Source organism: Methylosinus sp. H3A, assembly GCF_015709455.1.
Lineage (GTDB): Bacteria > Pseudomonadota > Alphaproteobacteria > Rhizobiales > Beijerinckiaceae > Methylosinus.
This window is the reverse complement of record NZ_JADNQW010000003.1, coordinates 13,753-28,508: the sequence shown is the minus strand read 5'-3', so window position 1 is coordinate 28,508 and position 14,756 is coordinate 13,753. Positions and strand designations below refer to the sequence as shown.

The 14,756-nt window shown below is 62.0% G+C and carries 18 protein-coding genes and 2 pseudogenes; 7 read left to right on the top strand and 13 right to left on the bottom strand.

The features are described 5' to 3' along the window. The first annotated feature begins 93 nt into the window (after positions 1–93). The 3 genes and pseudogenes from IY145_RS01015 (at position 94) to IY145_RS01005 (ending at position 1,087) form a co-directional block, all read left to right on the top strand. Complete coding sequence (locus tag IY145_RS01015; RefSeq protein WP_196406539.1) at positions 94–645, top strand: TetR/AcrR family transcriptional regulator; 552 nt, start codon at positions 94–96, stop codon at positions 643–645. Positions 646–723: 78 nt separating this feature from the next. Continuing rightward, positions 724–831 (top strand): annotated as a pseudogene (locus tag IY145_RS01010) (DUF1403 family protein); the annotation flags it as partial. A gap of 97 nt (positions 832–928) precedes the next feature. After that, positions 929–1,087: a hypothetical protein gene (locus IY145_RS01005; protein ID WP_196406538.1), complete on the top strand. Its 159-nt coding sequence runs from the start codon at positions 929–931 to the stop codon at positions 1,085–1,087. Positions 1,088–1,199: 112 nt separating this feature from the next. Here the strand turns inward: IY145_RS01005 and IY145_RS01000 are convergent, their stop codons facing one another. The 3 genes and pseudogenes from IY145_RS01000 to IY145_RS00990 form a co-directional block, all read right to left on the bottom strand. Next, positions 1,200–2,828: an ISL3 family transposase gene (locus IY145_RS01000; RefSeq protein ID WP_246721656.1), complete on the bottom strand. Its 1,629-nt coding sequence runs from the start codon at positions 2,826–2,828 to the stop codon at positions 1,200–1,202. Between the two features lie 366 nt (positions 2,829–3,194). Beyond that, a pseudogene (locus tag IY145_RS00995) lies at positions 3,195–3,462 on the bottom strand (DUF1348 family protein); the annotation flags it as partial. 421 nt (positions 3,463–3,883) lie between these two features. Further along, on the bottom strand, positions 3,884–4,465 hold the full coding sequence (locus IY145_RS00990; protein ID WP_246721655.1) for a CGNR zinc finger domain-containing protein: 582 nt from the start codon (positions 4,463–4,465) through the stop codon (positions 3,884–3,886). A 236-nt stretch (positions 4,466–4,701) separates the two neighbouring features. Here IY145_RS00990 and IY145_RS00985 point away from each other — a divergent pair, with 236 nt between their 5' ends. Together IY145_RS00985 and IY145_RS00980 are read left to right on the top strand one after the other, a co-directional pair. Next, the gene (locus IY145_RS00985; protein ID WP_246721654.1) at positions 4,702–5,529 is read left to right on the top strand and encodes an alpha/beta fold hydrolase; all 828 of its coding nucleotides are present in this window, start codon (positions 4,702–4,704) and stop codon (positions 5,527–5,529) included. An 80-nt stretch (positions 5,530–5,609) separates the two neighbouring features. Then, complete coding sequence (locus tag IY145_RS00980) at positions 5,610–6,386, top strand: SDR family oxidoreductase (RefSeq protein ID WP_196406535.1); 777 nt, start codon at positions 5,610–5,612, stop codon at positions 6,384–6,386. Here IY145_RS00980 and IY145_RS00975 read toward each other — a convergent pair. From IY145_RS00975 to IY145_RS00965, 3 genes are all read right to left on the bottom strand, one after another. Beyond that, entirely contained in the window at positions 6,373–7,002 is a 630-nt protein-coding gene (locus tag IY145_RS00975) for a pyridoxamine 5'-phosphate oxidase family protein (RefSeq protein WP_196406534.1), read from the bottom strand. The genes IY145_RS00980 and IY145_RS00975 overlap by 14 nt on opposite strands. Positions 7,003–7,076: 74 nt before the next feature. Continuing rightward, a complete protein-coding gene (locus tag IY145_RS00970) occupies positions 7,077–7,541 on the bottom strand; it encodes a nuclear transport factor 2 family protein (protein WP_196406533.1) in 465 nt (154 codons plus the stop codon). Between the two features lie 55 nt (positions 7,542–7,596). Next, on the bottom strand, positions 7,597–8,148 hold the full coding sequence (locus IY145_RS00965; RefSeq protein ID WP_196406532.1) for a carboxymuconolactone decarboxylase family protein: 552 nt from the start codon (positions 8,146–8,148) through the stop codon (positions 7,597–7,599). 124 nt (positions 8,149–8,272) lie between these two features. Between IY145_RS00965 and IY145_RS00960 the strand changes: the two genes are divergently transcribed. Then, positions 8,273–9,175, top strand: a complete 903-nt coding sequence (locus IY145_RS00960; protein ID WP_196406531.1) for a LysR family transcriptional regulator — start codon at positions 8,273–8,275, stop codon at positions 9,173–9,175. A 7-nt stretch (positions 9,176–9,182) separates the two neighbouring features. On the opposite strand, the gene IY145_RS00955 is transcribed toward IY145_RS00960, so the two are convergent. The 4 genes from IY145_RS00955 to IY145_RS00940 are packed head-to-tail and all read right to left on the bottom strand — an operon-like array spanning position 9,183 to position 11,819. Beyond that, complete coding sequence (locus IY145_RS00955) at positions 9,183–9,995, bottom strand: anti-sigma factor (RefSeq protein WP_196406530.1); 813 nt, start codon at positions 9,993–9,995, stop codon at positions 9,183–9,185. Further along, a complete protein-coding gene (locus IY145_RS00950; protein ID WP_210332576.1) occupies positions 9,992–10,486 on the bottom strand; it encodes a sigma-70 family RNA polymerase sigma factor in 495 nt (164 codons plus the stop codon). Before IY145_RS00950 ends, IY145_RS00955 begins: the two co-directional genes overlap by 4 nt. Positions 10,487–10,531: 45 nt before the next feature. Beyond that, a complete protein-coding gene (locus IY145_RS00945) occupies positions 10,532–10,879 on the bottom strand; it encodes a cupredoxin family copper-binding protein (RefSeq protein ID WP_196406528.1) in 348 nt (115 codons plus the stop codon). A 10-nt stretch (positions 10,880–10,889) separates the two neighbouring features. Continuing rightward, positions 10,890–11,819 (bottom strand): metallophosphoesterase, encoded by a 930-nt coding sequence (locus IY145_RS00940; protein ID WP_196406527.1) that lies wholly within the window; start codon positions 11,817–11,819, stop codon positions 10,890–10,892. A gap of 208 nt (positions 11,820–12,027) precedes the next feature. Here IY145_RS00940 and IY145_RS00935 point away from each other — a divergent pair, with 208 nt between their 5' ends. After that, a complete protein-coding gene (locus tag IY145_RS00935; RefSeq protein ID WP_196406526.1) occupies positions 12,028–12,675 on the top strand; it encodes an outer membrane protein in 648 nt (215 codons plus the stop codon). Positions 12,676–12,724: 49 nt separating this feature from the next. Here the strand turns inward: IY145_RS00935 and IY145_RS00930 are convergent, their stop codons facing one another. The 3 genes from IY145_RS00930 to IY145_RS00920 form a co-directional block, all read right to left on the bottom strand. After that, entirely contained in the window at positions 12,725–13,480 is a 756-nt protein-coding gene (locus IY145_RS00930; RefSeq protein ID WP_196406525.1) for a DNA-binding domain-containing protein, read from the bottom strand. Then, positions 13,477–14,316, bottom strand: coding sequence for a DUF692 domain-containing protein (locus IY145_RS00925; protein WP_246721653.1), 840 nt, complete (start codon positions 14,314–14,316; stop codon positions 13,477–13,479). Before IY145_RS00925 ends, IY145_RS00930 begins: the two co-directional genes overlap by 4 nt. A gap of 103 nt (positions 14,317–14,419) precedes the next feature. Continuing rightward, positions 14,420–14,677: a hypothetical protein gene (locus IY145_RS00920; protein ID WP_018268548.1), complete on the bottom strand. Its 258-nt coding sequence runs from the start codon at positions 14,675–14,677 to the stop codon at positions 14,420–14,422. Positions 14,678–14,756 lie beyond the last annotated feature (79 nt).

The following is a 14,756-nucleotide window of genomic DNA, read 5'->3' as shown; positions in this document are numbered from 1 at the left end:
TGCGTATTCTCTGTCAACGGAGCGAGTGCGCGATCGAGAGGGATAGTGGGGAGGCCGAGAGGGTTCGATCCTGAGGTTGCGGTGCAAACCGCGATGACACTGTTCTGGCAACGGGGATACGATTCCGTGTCGTTCGATACGCTGGTGGGTGAGATTGGCGCGAGCCGCAAAGGACTCTACGCGCTCTGGCCGGACAAGCAGGCGCTCCTTGTCGCTGCGCTGAAGAGCTACCGGCAGATGGTCGGCGACCACTTTCTGCGCGACCTCGAGAGCGCCGGCGCGGGTGTGGCGGCATTGGCCGAGTTCTGGGCCAGGTTCGAAAGCGCGGCCCGGCAACCCGGTTGGTCTGGCTGCCTCGTCATAAGGACCGCCACGGACAAGGTCGCCGCCGAGCCCGAAGTGGCAGTCGAGATCAAGGCGCACTTCGACCGGCTGTCCGATGCATTCGAGAACGCTCTGCGCGGCGCGTTGAAACGCAAAGAGATAAAATCGGACCCTCCGCCTCATGTACGTGCTCGTCAGGCGCTCGCAGTGGCGGTCGCGTGTTCGGCGATTGGCGCATTCGAAGGCTTCACACCCCTCATTTTGGATATCATCGCGTCAGGTCGGGCGGCCTGCGGCGTATCTGCGCGCATGTCCGATTAGGATATTTCCTTGGGCGAAGGACCGGCGACTTTGCATACAACGCGATGCGCCGCGCTGCTCGCCGGAGCGGCGCGCACGGCACGCCTCTCCGACCGTGCCGCGCGCCGCCTATTCGATCGCCTCGTCGACCTCGGCGCCGTGCGTGAATTGTCCGGCCGCCCCAATTTTCGCCTCTACGGGTTGTAGAGGACCGGCGATGCGCCGATCCCGGAAAGCCGGACCCGATGCGTCCTTCGACGCGGAACTCTCCGATTTGCCCGAACCGATGCGCCGGCGTGAATGGATGGGCCGCGTCGAAGCGGCTATTTTCGCCGCCCGCGATCCCGTGCCGCGCGAGACGCTCGCCCGGCTGGTCGGGCCCGGTTGCAATCTCGACGATTTTCTCACCGACGTCGTCGACGAGTGTCGGGATACATCTGAATACGAGAAATCATTCCCATGAGATTCAATGGGTAGCTGACTGGGGGAAATTTGAGAACATACGTCTGAATTGAGAAAACCGACCCTTCGAGCACGCTTAATTGGGTCTTCCTCACTTCCTGTTGCGATGGCCGTTACACAGGAAGCAAGCGCGCACGAAGGAGTTCTGGCCCCGCTCGACCATACATCGTTCGTTTGAGCGCTTTCAGGCGATTGATTTGTCCTTCCGTCTGGCCGTTGCTCCACGGCTCGGTGATCGCATTTCTCACCGCATCGATGTCTCTCTGCGCTGTGCGAGCGAAACGTTGCATCGCGTACAAGCCCGATTTCCCGGCGTCTCTCAGCCAGGCGCCGAGCTTACCGACGTTCTTGCTTTTAAGCATGCCACGAAATCGCATGGCGAGTCGACGCATTGTCGCGAACTCTGGCCAGTCCTTCTTCATTGCATCGACTTTCGCAGCCTGATTGCCGGTCAACAGCCCGCGCGGCTTGATGCAGAGCGCCGCGGCAACAATCGGCGAGATCGAACGTCCGGTCGCGGGATCGACAGGTCGCGGGCTCGGAAGAGCCGATGTGCTCTTCACCGTCTTGCATTTCGGATTGCGCCATTTCGCCAAAAGTCGCTCGAGGCTTGAAAAACTCCCTGTATAACGGCGCGCTTTGATTTCTTGGAAAAGGCGACGGCCGCGCACGCAACCTTCTGACCAGCGGCGTGATAGATAATCTTCGAAATGTCTCGGTGACGTTGTCTTTGGCGCGGCAGCGCTCCTTTCGGGAAGCGCATCGGCTCGGATCCATTTCATGACCGTGCGGCGATCAAACCCCGTTCGCCGAGCGATGTCCATCACATTTCTACCTTCCTCGTGTAGAGCGCGGACCCGATCGAAAACCGCTTGCCTCGATCGCTCGTTCGCCACTCTGGTGAGGCGGCGGTGCTCGGCGCCGCCGTGCTTGTCTCTCACGCTGGCGACATCTTCACCGTCGGCCGGCAGCAAAGGACGAACCGAAATTCCGACCGCGCGGCCGAGTTGAGCCTGGATGGCCTCGCGCAGATTCTGCAGGATGTGAAAACGGTCGGCGATTTGCCGCGCCTGCGGCGCGCCTTCCTCCGCCCCTTGGGCGAACGACCCGCAGCGATCGCGGCTGATGATCTCGACGCCGGGATGCCGCTCGAGCCAGTCCGCAGTCATGCCCGCGGCGCGTTCTGGAAATAGATCGAGCACTTCCCGCCGCTCCAGGTTCACCACGATGGTCCCGTATGTGGACCCCTTGCGCCAAGCCCAATCATCGATGCCCACGACGCGTGTCGTCTCCTCCGAGCGCCGCCCCCTTACCCGTCGTTTGAGACAGCGCAGTATCGTGTCGTCGATCGTCGGCATGCCCATTCGCTTGATCAAGCGCTCTCCCGGACGCCCGCCGACGCCATGGCCAAGAAGATAAATGATTTCGGCGGCCCGCTCGGTGCGGCGCGCTCGAGGCGCCGCGACCTCGGGCAGTGGCGCAGTGAACGTCTTACGTTCGCAGGCTTCGTTTCGACACTGCCAGCGCTGGAGGCGAAGCGTCACAACAACTGGGGCGCCTTGCGCCGGCAGATCTTGCAGAAAGCGCTCATGCCAGCCGTGACGGCGTGTTGATCGCCTTCCACAATCCGGACAGACAGCAGACCCGACGGCTGCCGCCGAAATCCGCCACTCGCCGCCTAGCCGCCTGGCGTCCAAAATGTTTAGGCCCTGCCCGAGGGACCAAATCGATTTCCTTTCCATACGGCTAAGCTATGGTCGCTCCCCGGGTCGATCAAGGGCGCAACACGAAGTGAGGAAGACTCTCTTAAAGGCGCCATGGAATCGGTGGCCAATTGCATTTAAAGCAAAAATTCCTGGCGCAAAAAGTTGTTCCCCGGCGAACCAAAGATTTTCGCGTAGTTTCAACGCGTTGACGATCACTTCGTGTTAAAAGCGAGCGCTGTTATCAACGATTTCGCTCGCAAATTAGCGGCAACTCAGCTGCCCCTAACGCAAGATTCGCCGAATAAAAGACAACGCGACAGAAGCGAGCCTGAAGGCTCGCTGTCGTCCGCTGGCGATCGTTGCGACGTCGAATCGAGTCCGCTCGATCCAGCCCGCTCGCCGTCACAGCTCGAGATCGCTCAAGCCCGGATGATCGTCCGGCCGTCTCCCGAGCGGCCAATGGAACTTCCGATCGGCGACGGAGATCGGAACATCGTTGATGCTGCCGATGCGCAGGCGCATGAGGCCCTGCTCGTCGAATTCCCAATTCATTGCCGTAGGAGCGAAACCAATTCCCACTGTCGTCGCGCCATTCATAGGCGAAACGAACGGCGATCCGATTCTCGTGGAACGCCCACAGCTCCTTGATGAGCCGATACTCGAGCTCTCGCTGTAAATCGGATCCTATCCTTGACCCCTCTTCAGGAATCTGGTGGTTACAAAATCAATCGCTTATGTGCTTGACCCCACGCCGATCGGCGTCGTGACCCCGCGCCGATTTAGACCTCGACGCGCGCGTGGCCGTTCTGAACAAAACGCTCGTCGTCTCATTCAGGCGTCTCTATCCCAATTTCCGATCAGACAAAGAAAATTTCCCGATTCGGCTATCAGCGTGACGAAGCCCTCGACTTTGCATCCTTTCCTTCGGAGGCTGGGACGCCGGCGGCGCCAAATCGTTGGGCCTCAAGACCTTCTGGGTCAATCGGATGAAACTACCGCTCAAGGATTTGGATGTGACGCCCGACGCGACAGGCGGATCGCTCGCCGAGCTCGCGCAATTCGCACTCCGGAGAAACGGAAATTAGCCCCGCTCATTTCGCTCGCGCTTTGCGTGCGCGATAATGTGCGACTTTGTCGCGATTGCCGCAGATCGCCATCGTGCACCAGCGGCGGATATTGTTGCGCCCGCGATCGTAGAACACCATCGAGCAGTCGGGATTTGCGCAGCGCTTCAATCGATCCGGCTCCGCCTCGCAGACGAATTTCGCAAAATCACGCGCGACGACAGCCGCGACCACATCCTTCTCGATGCGCGTCTCTTCCGTCAGCGCGACGCGGCCGTCGCGCAGGACCAATCGCTCGTGGATCTCGACCGAGCCGAGCAGTCGATCGACCGGCTCGAGGCGCCGCGCGGAGATCGCTTCTCCTGCCGAGATGTTGTCGAAGAGCTTCCGAAGCGCCTCGCGCGTCTCCCATGCCGCCTTCAGCTCCGCTATCGAGGGCTTGTGCGAGCAATCGATCGCAGCGGCGCGCGCCCATTTCGCCAGCCCGTCGGCGTTAGCGAGAAAGTCGATCGTCTCTCCATTCATCATCGGCGTGGTGTTGAGAAAATCGATCCATAACGCCCCTCCGAAGAAGGGCATGCCGTCTCGCCACTCGCTCGCCTCGACCATCATCGCCTCGCCCGCCTCGGTTTGTAACCGATAAAATGACTCTTGACAGGCGTTGGAGCAAGTGTCACCTGTATACGTGCTTTACATCGGTTACAGGAGATCCCATGTTCCTCGCCTCCAATCCCCTCCTCACACTCGCGGCCGTGTCGGCGGCCACTATCGCGACCGCCATGCCCCTCCCGTCCAGCCGACCGCGCGTCGAGCATCCAGAAGTCCGACATCGACATCTCGACGTCATGGGACGCTCGATCTTCTTTCGCGAGGCCGGCGATCCGAAAGCGCCGGCGATCGTCCTGCTTCACGGCTTTCCGACCTCGTCGCGCATGTATCGCGAGCTGATCCCGGCGCTCGCCGACAAGTTTCACGTCGTCGCGCCGGATTATGTCGGCTTCGGCTATTCGGACGCGCCCGCGGCGGATCAGTTCCCCTACACGTTCGAAACGCTTACCGCGCATGTGACCGGGCTGATCGATCAGCTCGGCCTGCGCTCCTATGTGCTCTACATGCAAGACTACGGCGGCCCGGTGGGATTCCGCATACAGGCCGCGCGTCCTCATCAGGTGGCCGGATTGGTGGTGCAGAACGCCAACGCCTATATCGAAGGGGTGGGCGAGGCGCCGCGACAGGTCTTTCTGCCTCTGTGGGAAAAGCGCGACGAGAAGAGCGAAGCCGGCGCGCGAAGCTTGCTGCAGCCGGATATGACCAAATTCCAATATGTGTATGGCGCGAGAAATCCCGAGGCGATCGATCCCGACAATTGGACGGTCGATCAAGCCTTGCTCGACCGGCCCGGCGTCGCCGCCTATCAGATCGATCTGCTCGAGAACTACAAGACCAATGTCGCCTCCTATGACGCCTGGCACGCGTCCTTCCGCACGCATCGCCCGAAAACCTTGATCGTTTGGGGCAAGAACGATCCGATCTTCATTCCGGCCGGCGCCGAGGCGTTCAAAAAAGACTTGCCGGACGCCAAGCTCGTCTGGCTCGACGGCGGACATTTCGCGCTGGAAGAGAATGTCCCGCTCGTCGCCTCCGAGATCAAAGCGATGTTCGCCGGAAAATAGCCCCTCCTCCGGCGAATGGGGCCGATCCGTCCGCCTCTCGGGTCGGCCCCGACTCTCTTTTTCATTCGAAGGAATTGGCCATGCCGAACAAGGAACGTATCGCGATCGTGACAGGAGCGAGCCGCGGGATCGGCCGCGCAACCGCCATCCGCCTCGCCAGAGATTTCGCCGCTGTCGCTCTCGTCGCACGCGACTCTGTCTCCCTCGCGAGCGCGGCCGACGCGGTGAACGCAGCCGGCGCCAGAAGCCTCACGCTCACGCGTGAACTGCGCAACGCAGATACGGCGCGGCAGGTGATCGAGGCGACGCGTGATCGCTTCGGACGAATAGACGCGCTCATCAATATCGCAGGCGCAGTTCCGCAAACAGATTTGTTCGCCATGAGCGATGAGGAATGGGCCGACGGCTTCTCGCTGAAGTTCCACGCCGCGCGTCGTCTGACGCTCGCCGCATGGGAAACGCTCGCGCGAACCGGCGGCTCGGTGATTTTCATGTCGGGGACCTCGGCGTTGACGCCGAAGGCGTCGCTCGCCGCAGTCGGAACGATCAACGCCGCCATTTCGGCGCTCGCGAAAGCCTTCGCCGAGCGCGGCGTCGGGGATGGCGTGCAGGTGAACGCCGTGTTGCCCGGTCCGGTGATGACCGACCGCCGTCGCGCCATGCTCGCGCGCTACGGCGAGGCGAAAGGCCTATCGCTCGACGCTGCGATCGACGCCTTCGCTGCGGAGACCAGGATCGCGCGCTACGGAACGCCAGAGGACATCGCCGAGCTGATCGCCTTCGCCGTGTCGCCGGTTGCGCGTTGGATGACGGGCGTGACGCTGCGGATGGATGGCGGCGAGATCAAATCGCTATGACGACGCCGTGGCCCGCGTTCGCGCGCAGCTCCTGCACTTGCGCCTCGAGCGCGGCAATGCGCGCGTCTCGGTCAGCGAGCGCAGCGGCGACATCGGACGCCTCGAAGCGTTGCGGAATATGGCTGGGACAGTTCACGTCCAAGGCGAGGACGGAAAAAAGGATCGCGCGTTCGACACGCGCGGCATAATCCGCCGGCGCGAGCCGCGCGATCAGCTCGGCGTCGTCCTCCACGACACGCGCCGTTCCCCAGATCTTCACGCGACGACGGCGCGAATAGTCGATGAGGAACAGATAGGCTTTCGGATTGTCGGCGAGATTGCCGATCGTCACATATTGACGATTTCCCGAGAAATCAGCGAAGCCGATGGTCGTCTCGTCGAGCGTCTTCAGAAATCCGGCGGGGCCGCCGCGGTGCTGTATATAGGGCTGCATCTCCCTATTCGCCGTCGCGAGAAAGACGCTCGTCTGCTGCGCGATGAACGCCACTATATCCGGCGTCAGGCTCGTTCGCCACGAATGTTCCTCCTCCATGCGCGCATAAGCGCGACGCGAGCCCTCACGCGTCTGGATAGATTTGATAGTGGGCGTGAATGCGATGTCGCTGGAATAGGTCATGTCGATTTTCTCCCGAGGCGCGAGAAGGGGATCATCGCCACGCGAGCGCTATGAGCGCGCTCGCGTGGCGATGATCAAAGGCCGAGGTCGGTCAGACCCGGATGCTCGTCCGGGCGCCGGCCGAGCGGCCAATGGAACTTGCGATCGGCCTCGGCGATCGCAAGATCGTTGATGGAGGCGATGCGCAAGCGCATGAGCCCGTGCGCGTCGAACTCCCAATTCTCATTGCCATAGGAACGGAACCAAGCGCCGCTGTCGTCGCGCCATTCATAGGCGAAACGCACGGCGATGCGGTTCTCGCGGAAGGCCCACAGCTCCTTGATGAGGCGATAGTCCAGTTCTCGTGACCATTTGCGCCCGAGAAAGGCTTCGATCTGGTCACGGCCAACGATGAATTCGGCGCGATTGCGCCATCGGCTCTCCGGCGTATAGGCCAGCGCGACCTTCTGCGGATCACGGCTGTTCCAGCCGTCCTCCGCGAGGCGCACCTTTTGCGTCGCGGTTTCGAGCGTGAAGGGGGGAAGCGGCGGTCTCGACATTGCTCGGTCCTCGGATGAAAGCCGCGCCCGGATCGGCTCCGGGCGCGCAGCCCATTTACGCCACGCGGCGCGTCTCGAGCACGGGGAAATCAACGAGCGTATCGGCGACTTCGTTGATGTAATTCGTCAGCGTGTTGAGCCCGACATGGAAGATGATTTCGATGATCTCGCCTTCGCCGAATCCGGCCGCGCGAACAGCCGCGAGATCGGCGTCGGAAGCGTGGCCGCGCTTGCGGGCAACCTCGAGCGCGAAGCGTAGCGCGGCCTCCGCCTTGGGATCGGCGGAGCGGCCGTCGCGATTGGCGCCGATTTCCGTATCGTCGAGCTTGACGAGCGTCTTACCGATATAGGCGTGCGCCGAAAGGCAATAGCCGCAGCCATTGAACTCGGCGATGGCCACCGCGATGCGCTCGCGCGTGCGAGCGTCGAGCGCGCCCTTGGCCAGCGCGCCGTTCAATCCGATGAGGCCTTCGAGGCTCGCCGGGCTATTGGCGACGAGACGATAGAAATTCGGAGCGACGCCGAGCTTCGCCTTCACCGCCTCGAGCAATGGGCGGGCGGCGGCGGGGGCGGATTCGATAGCGGCGGGAGTCGAGATACGGGACATGATGCGCTCCTCATTTAAGGATGATCGCAGGTCTTTCGCCTGACCAGAGGAGGATGATAGATAACCACTGAAACGATAATTCCCGTTTTCGACACGACATCGTTGCAGCCGGCGCAGCAATCCCATGGACCGTTTCGACACGATTTCCGCTTTCATCGCGGTCGTCGATCATAAGGGCTTCGCGCCGGCGGCGCGGACGCTCGGCATTTCGGCGCCGATGGCGACGCGGCTCGTCGCCGCGCTCGAGGAGCGGCTCGGCGTGCGGCTTCTGCAACGCACGACCCGCTCGGTCGGTCTGACCGATGCGGGAGCGCGTTTCCTCGAGCGCGCCCGCCGCATCGTCGCCGATCTCGAGGAAGCCGAACGTCTCGCCGAGAACGAGCGGAGCGAGCCGAGGGGGCGATTGAGCGTCTCCGCGCCGCTGATGTTCGGACGCATGCATGTCGGGCCGCTGATCTCGCGGTACATGACCGAGCACCCGCAGCTCAGCGTCGAGCTCTCGCTCTCCGATCGCTTCGTCGATCTCGTCGAGGAAGGCGTCGATCTCGCTCTGCGCATCGGGCATTTGTCCGATTCTGCGCTGGTCGCGCGCAAGCTCGGCGCTGCGCGACGGGTCGTCGTCGGCTCGCCGGCCTATCTCGAGGCGGGCGGCGGCGCGCCCATCACTCCGGCCGATCTCGACCGCTATCGCCTCATCTCCTGCACAGCGCTGACGCCGGTGGCGCGCTGGCGCTTCTGGTCGGGGTCGCAGGCGTTCGATGTCGAGACACGCCCGGCCTATGTGACCAACAGCGCCGAAGCGGCGATCTGCCATGCGGAAAGAGACGGAGGCCTGACGATCGCGGTCGGATATCAGGTGGCCGATCTCGTGCGCGCAGGCCGGCTGCAAGTGGCGCTGGCGGACTATGAGCCCGAGCCTCTGCCGATCCAATTCGTCTATCCGAGCGCGCGATTGCTGTCCGCGAAAGTCAGAGCGCTGATCGATCTCGCCGGACGGGCGTGCGATTGGAGCTTCGTCGATTTTTGAGCGACACTCAATTGCGAGCAGGCACGCTCTCTATTTTCGACGCGGCTCGCCGAAAGGCCGCGACGAACGCCTCGAGCTCCGCCGGCGGAAGATCTGATATCGCCGCATAAGTGCGATGTTTCTCCTTCCAAACGACGACCGGATAGCCCTCCATCATTCGCAGCGCAGGGACTTCCGGATAATTTACCGATCGTGGCTGCAGCTCCGCCACCGAAACGAGATGCTCGCGACGCTTGTAGACGAGCGTCGGAACCGGCGTGGCGCCGACGATATCGATCCTCGCTCCGACGAGAGGAAATCCCGCGGCGGCGAGATCGACCACCGTGACGGCGAGCGGCAGTTTGCTGGCGAGCCATGGCTTCACCGTATGCTGGTCGCTCGATGCGACATCCACCGGCTGCCCCGATATCTGGCTACGCATGTGACTCGCGACGACATAGGGCATGAAGCGATCCGGCGCGGCGAGTTCCGCGACGAGATGCTGAAGTCCGAGCGTCACGACGATCGTCGCGGCGATCGAGCCCGCATAGACGCGCCAAGACTGCGGGGCAAGGCGACGATAGCCCGCAGCAATTCGTCCTTGCCCGTTCGAAGACTCCATCTGCACGAGCAGGCGCGTCCTCAGCGTCTCGGGCGCCGCCTCGCGCGCGGCATGGCGGCGCAGGGTCCGCCTCAACGCGTCGAGCCGCTCGCGATCGCCACGAGCGAAGGCGTCGCCCGCGAGAAGGCGCTCGGCCTTCACCGCGCCCGCCGCATCCAACTCCTGGTCGAAGTCGGCTTGTAATAAAAGCGCCCGATTCTGCTTCTCGTTTTCGCTCATAGCGACACTCTCCCCAGTCGATCGATCAGCAGTGCGCGCGCCCGCGCGAGCCGCGACATCACGGTGCCGATCGGCGCTCCCGTGGCGTCGGCAATCTCACGATAGGACAAACCATTGACTTCGCGCATAACGAGAGCCTCACGAAACGGGATCGGCAAGGCGGCGATCGCCGCCTCGACGCTACGCCGATCCGCGGCCTCGATCAGCGCAGCCTCTGGAGACGGCTCATCGCAGTGGGGAGAGGCGCCATCATGTGTCCCGGCGTCTTCGGCCCCGCCGGCCAGCACGAGGTCGCGGGGCCGATTCTTGGCGAGCCAGGTGAAGGCGACATTGCGCGTGATCGCCAGCAGCCAGGCGCGAGGATGCGCCACCTCGGCGCTCTCCAGCGCGGCGAGCGCGCGCAGGCAGGCGTCCTGCACGACATCCTCGGCGTCCGTCGCATTGCCGGTCAACCAGCGCGCCAGCGAATAGGCGTCGTCGAGATGAGGCATGATCGCTCGCGTGAAGCGATGTCGCGCGTCGTCGCTCGTCACGAGCTATCCTTGTCGATCACTTCGAGGAGTCACGATGACCTTGCCCGTCATCTGCGGATGAAGGCCACAAAAATAGGTGATTTCGCCCGGCTTGTCGAAGACGATCGAGAAGCTCTCGCCGGTGTCGAGCGCCTTCGAACGGAAGGCGCCATTCCGGTCGACGACATTATGCGGCGTATCGTCGTGATTGACGAAGACAATTCGCGCACCGGTCTCCACGCGAATTTCCGAAGGCGCAAAGGCGAATTCGCCGATATCGATCGTCCGCTCGTTCCCGGCATGAGCGATCGAGGCGATGAGAACGCCGACGAATGCGAGAGCAGAGGCTATCGCAAAAGCAGATTTCGACATGTTGTCCTCCTCATCGAGCCAGCGTCGTGTCGGCGATGGCCAGCCTATGTGCGCCGCCGCGAATGGTCACGCTGGTCAAGCCCAAAAAGGAGCGCAGCTGTTCCGCGGGCACGACCTTTGGACCCGGCGCCTTGGCCGTTCCCGGCTCAGGTTGCGGAAAGGCCGTGGAACGCGCCGTGTGGAAGACAAGATTGCCTTCGACCTTCTGAGCGATCTGATGGATGTGGCCGTTGAGTATCGTCACCGAGCCGAAGCGCGTCAGCAATTGAAGCGCTTGCGCGCTGTCCTGCGTGCCCCAACCCCATTCGCTCGCGATCGACCAGAGCGGCATGTGAGCGAATATGACGATCGGCGTCGACGCGCTTCTCGCAGCGAGATCCGCCGCGAGCCAAGCGAGCTGTTCCGCCCCGAGACGGCCGAGCCCCGCGCCTTCGAGATGCAGGACATTGACGAGGCCGATGAAATGCGCGCCGCCGGCGTCGAAGGAATACCAGCCATCCCCTCGTGTCCCTTTCCCATAGCGCGCGAGATAGGCTTCGCCCGTTCTCTCATCGAGGACGTCATGTTCTCCGGGAACGCGATGCACGGCGAGGCGCGACGCGCCGATCAGCTGATCCGCATCGTCGAACTCCTTCGGCTTGGAAAGATGCGTAATGTCGCCGGTATGAAGCAAAAAAACCGGACGCTCGGACAGTCCGCCAATTTTTGCGAGCGTCTCGTTCAATGTCCCGGCGACGTCGTTGTTGGCCGCCTTGTCGAAGCCGATATGCGTGTCGGAAATCTGAACGAAGGAAAAGCCCTTCGTCGTCTCTCCATGCGCCGCGCCGACGAGCTTCGACGCCGGCACGCCGCCGACGAGAGTCCACAACACGCCCGAGCCTCCCCAGGCCATGCATTTCAGCGCACGGCGGCGATCTGGCGAATGAAGATCATTGATCATCTCTATCTCCCACGTATCCGGCCGAACCACCGGATATCGGAAAGACTCATTCCGCCGCCCGTTTATTCCCGCTCGAAGATCTTTTTTCGAACTCACAGTCCGATGACCGCACGGCGAGAAGCTCGTGTAACGATTGCCGCGCATTCGACGAACAATCCTCGGGACGCTGAGCGCCAGCATCTGCGCCAACTCATCGTGGAGCCACCGAATGAAACACAAATTTACGGTCAGCATCGGCATGCTGCTGTCGTCGACCATTGCAAATGCAGCCGATCTGCCTTCCCGAAAGGCCTCGCCGGATTTTGTGCCCCCCGCTGTGGCTTTTCTTTGGACCGGCCCCTATGCCGGCGTGAACGTCGGCTATGGATTCACCGACCGCTCCGGATTCGACGGCGTGCTCGGCGGCGGACAGCTCGGCTATAATGTGCAAGCGACGCCCTTGTTCGTGCTCGGATTGGAGACCGACTTCCAGGGAACCGACATTTCGGAGCGGAGCGGCGGTCCATTCTCGAGGCGTCGGCGCATCGAATGGTTCGGCACGGCTCGCGGCCGGATCGGCGTCACGCCTTTCGCCGTTCCCGCGCTCTTCTATGGAACGGGCGGATTCGCCTATGGCCGCGCGCAACCGAGCTTTGGAGGCGATGGGGTGCGAACCGGATGGACCGCTGGCGGCGGAGTCGAATGGGCGTTCCGTCCCGATCTCTCGGCGAAAATCGAATATCTCTACACCGACCTTTCGGATGAAGCAGGCGGCTGGTGGGCGGACGCTCGGCGAAACCAGTTCCACACGGTGCGCGCCGGCCTCAACTACCATTTCGATCTGTTCGCGCAGACGCCAGTCGTCGCAAAATTTTAGAACGGCGAGGACCCGGCTTCCACAGCCGGGTCCCGATAGCGGAAGCATTTCAATCCGTGAGAGTGATCGCCGAGACCAACTCATCCGCGAGCCATCGCGACAAGAAAACCGCCGACTGCCGGTCGACGCCCTCTCCATTCTCACGAAAGGCGAATAATTCGCAGAGGTCACCAAAGGACTTTCCCTCGCGCGCCAATGTCAGCGCGAAGCTCTCGTCCTCTTCGAGCAGTCGATAGAAGCAGTCTCCGCTCCTTCGCCAGATCAAGACTGATTCGTGGTCTTCTCCGAACACGGTGGGCTCTTCACCGCCAGACAGAGCTTCATAGCGGCCGCAGGTTCCGTTCTCGAGCGTCAACAGACGAAGGCTCGGTTGGAACTCGAATCGCAGACGAAACATGTCTTGCGGTCCGAGCGCGGACAGTTCGTCCGCCGAGCCGATTGCCGCGTCGGCGGAGTCGAACGCGTCGTCGAGCGCACGCTCGAGACAGGCGAGCGAGGTTTCACCGGTGAGATGGCGCCAACGCGCGTCTTCCATCATGAATTCCGGGAGTCCTCGCGAATACCAGCGCAGATTTGGCGTCGTCGATCGCGTCGACTCGATATAAGCGAGGACGAGCTCTTCGAATTCGCTCTCTTCCATCGAGTTGCGCAGCGCCGGATAGTCCGAGGCGACAGCCGACGCAAGCCGCAGACGATAGGCGTCCACATAGACGCCAATTCCAATCGATTCCTTCTGTGACTGCGCGCTGTCCATTCCTGCAAGGATGCGGTTCTGAAACGCGCTCTGAAAATCAGCCAATGTCATAACGCCTGCTCCAGGACCAGAATTTCGCTTTCGATCCTCCGCGCTCGATCGAGCTCGCTCACGAGGTCGGACAGCGCCGGAAAATTATCGTCGCGCTCGATCAAGGTCGACGCGCCCATGAAGCGGCGCTTCGCGCGAGCATAGAGTGTCCAAACCTCGTCGCAGATCGGCGCGTCATGCGTATCGATCTTCATGACGCCCTTATCGCTGTGACCCGCGAGGTGGAGCTGAATGATCGGCTCGATCGGCAGCGCATCGATATAGATCTCCGCCTCGAATCCATGGTTGCAAGCGGACACATAGACATTATTGACGTCGAGAAGAAGCCCGCAGCCGCTACGCCGCGCCAATTCCGACAGAAAGGTCCATTCTTCCATTTCTGACGAAGGCGAGCTCACATAGCTCGATATGTTCTCGATGACGAGCCGTCGCTTCACAATCTCCTGCACGCGCCCAGTTCTCTCGACCACATGCGTCAGCGCCTCTCGCGTGAAGGGAAAGGGAAGAAGGTCATGGAGATTGACGCCATGAACGCCCGTCCAGCAGAGATGGTCCGAAATCCACCATGGCTCGAATCGATCGGCGAGGCTCTTCAACGCATGCAGATAGTCGAGATCGAGCGGATCAGTGGAGGCGATCGACATCGAAACGCCATGCATCGCGATCGGATAGTCGCGCCGGATTCGCTCCAATGTGGCGAGCGGCCGGCCGCCGGGAATCATAAAATTTTCGGTGATGACTTCGAACCAGTCGATCTTCGGCTTGGTTTCGAGGATTTCGCCATAATAGACCGGCCTCAATCCGAGACCGAAGCGCGACATTCGTCCGATAGGCATCACAACCACCTCTGAAGCGGATAGGCGTTTCTCGGTCAGAGACCGCCGCGCATCGAGAAGCGGATGGGCGAAGATCTCGCCCATCCTTTTGCCGAGCGCCGTTTCAGCCCAGCGTGCCGCCCTGCGCTTCGCAAGCCGCTTTGGACTTGGCCGGCAACCAGCCATGTCCTTTGCAGGAATTCTGCCCTTTGCAGCTATTGTCAGCCGTCTTGCATTCCGAGTGACCGCGGCAGGAGTTCACGCCGAAACACTGCACGGTCCTGTGCGCCTTTTTCGCCGAAGCCGGCGACGCCGCGCCGGCGAGGACGAGCGCGACGGCTGCGGCGGCGAGTGAGCCGCCGGAAACGATGGTCAATTTCATCTCGATCTCCCGATAATGAGAGCCAGCCCTGTAGAGGACCGCGACAAACCAGGAAATGGCTTGCTGATCTCAATTCGTT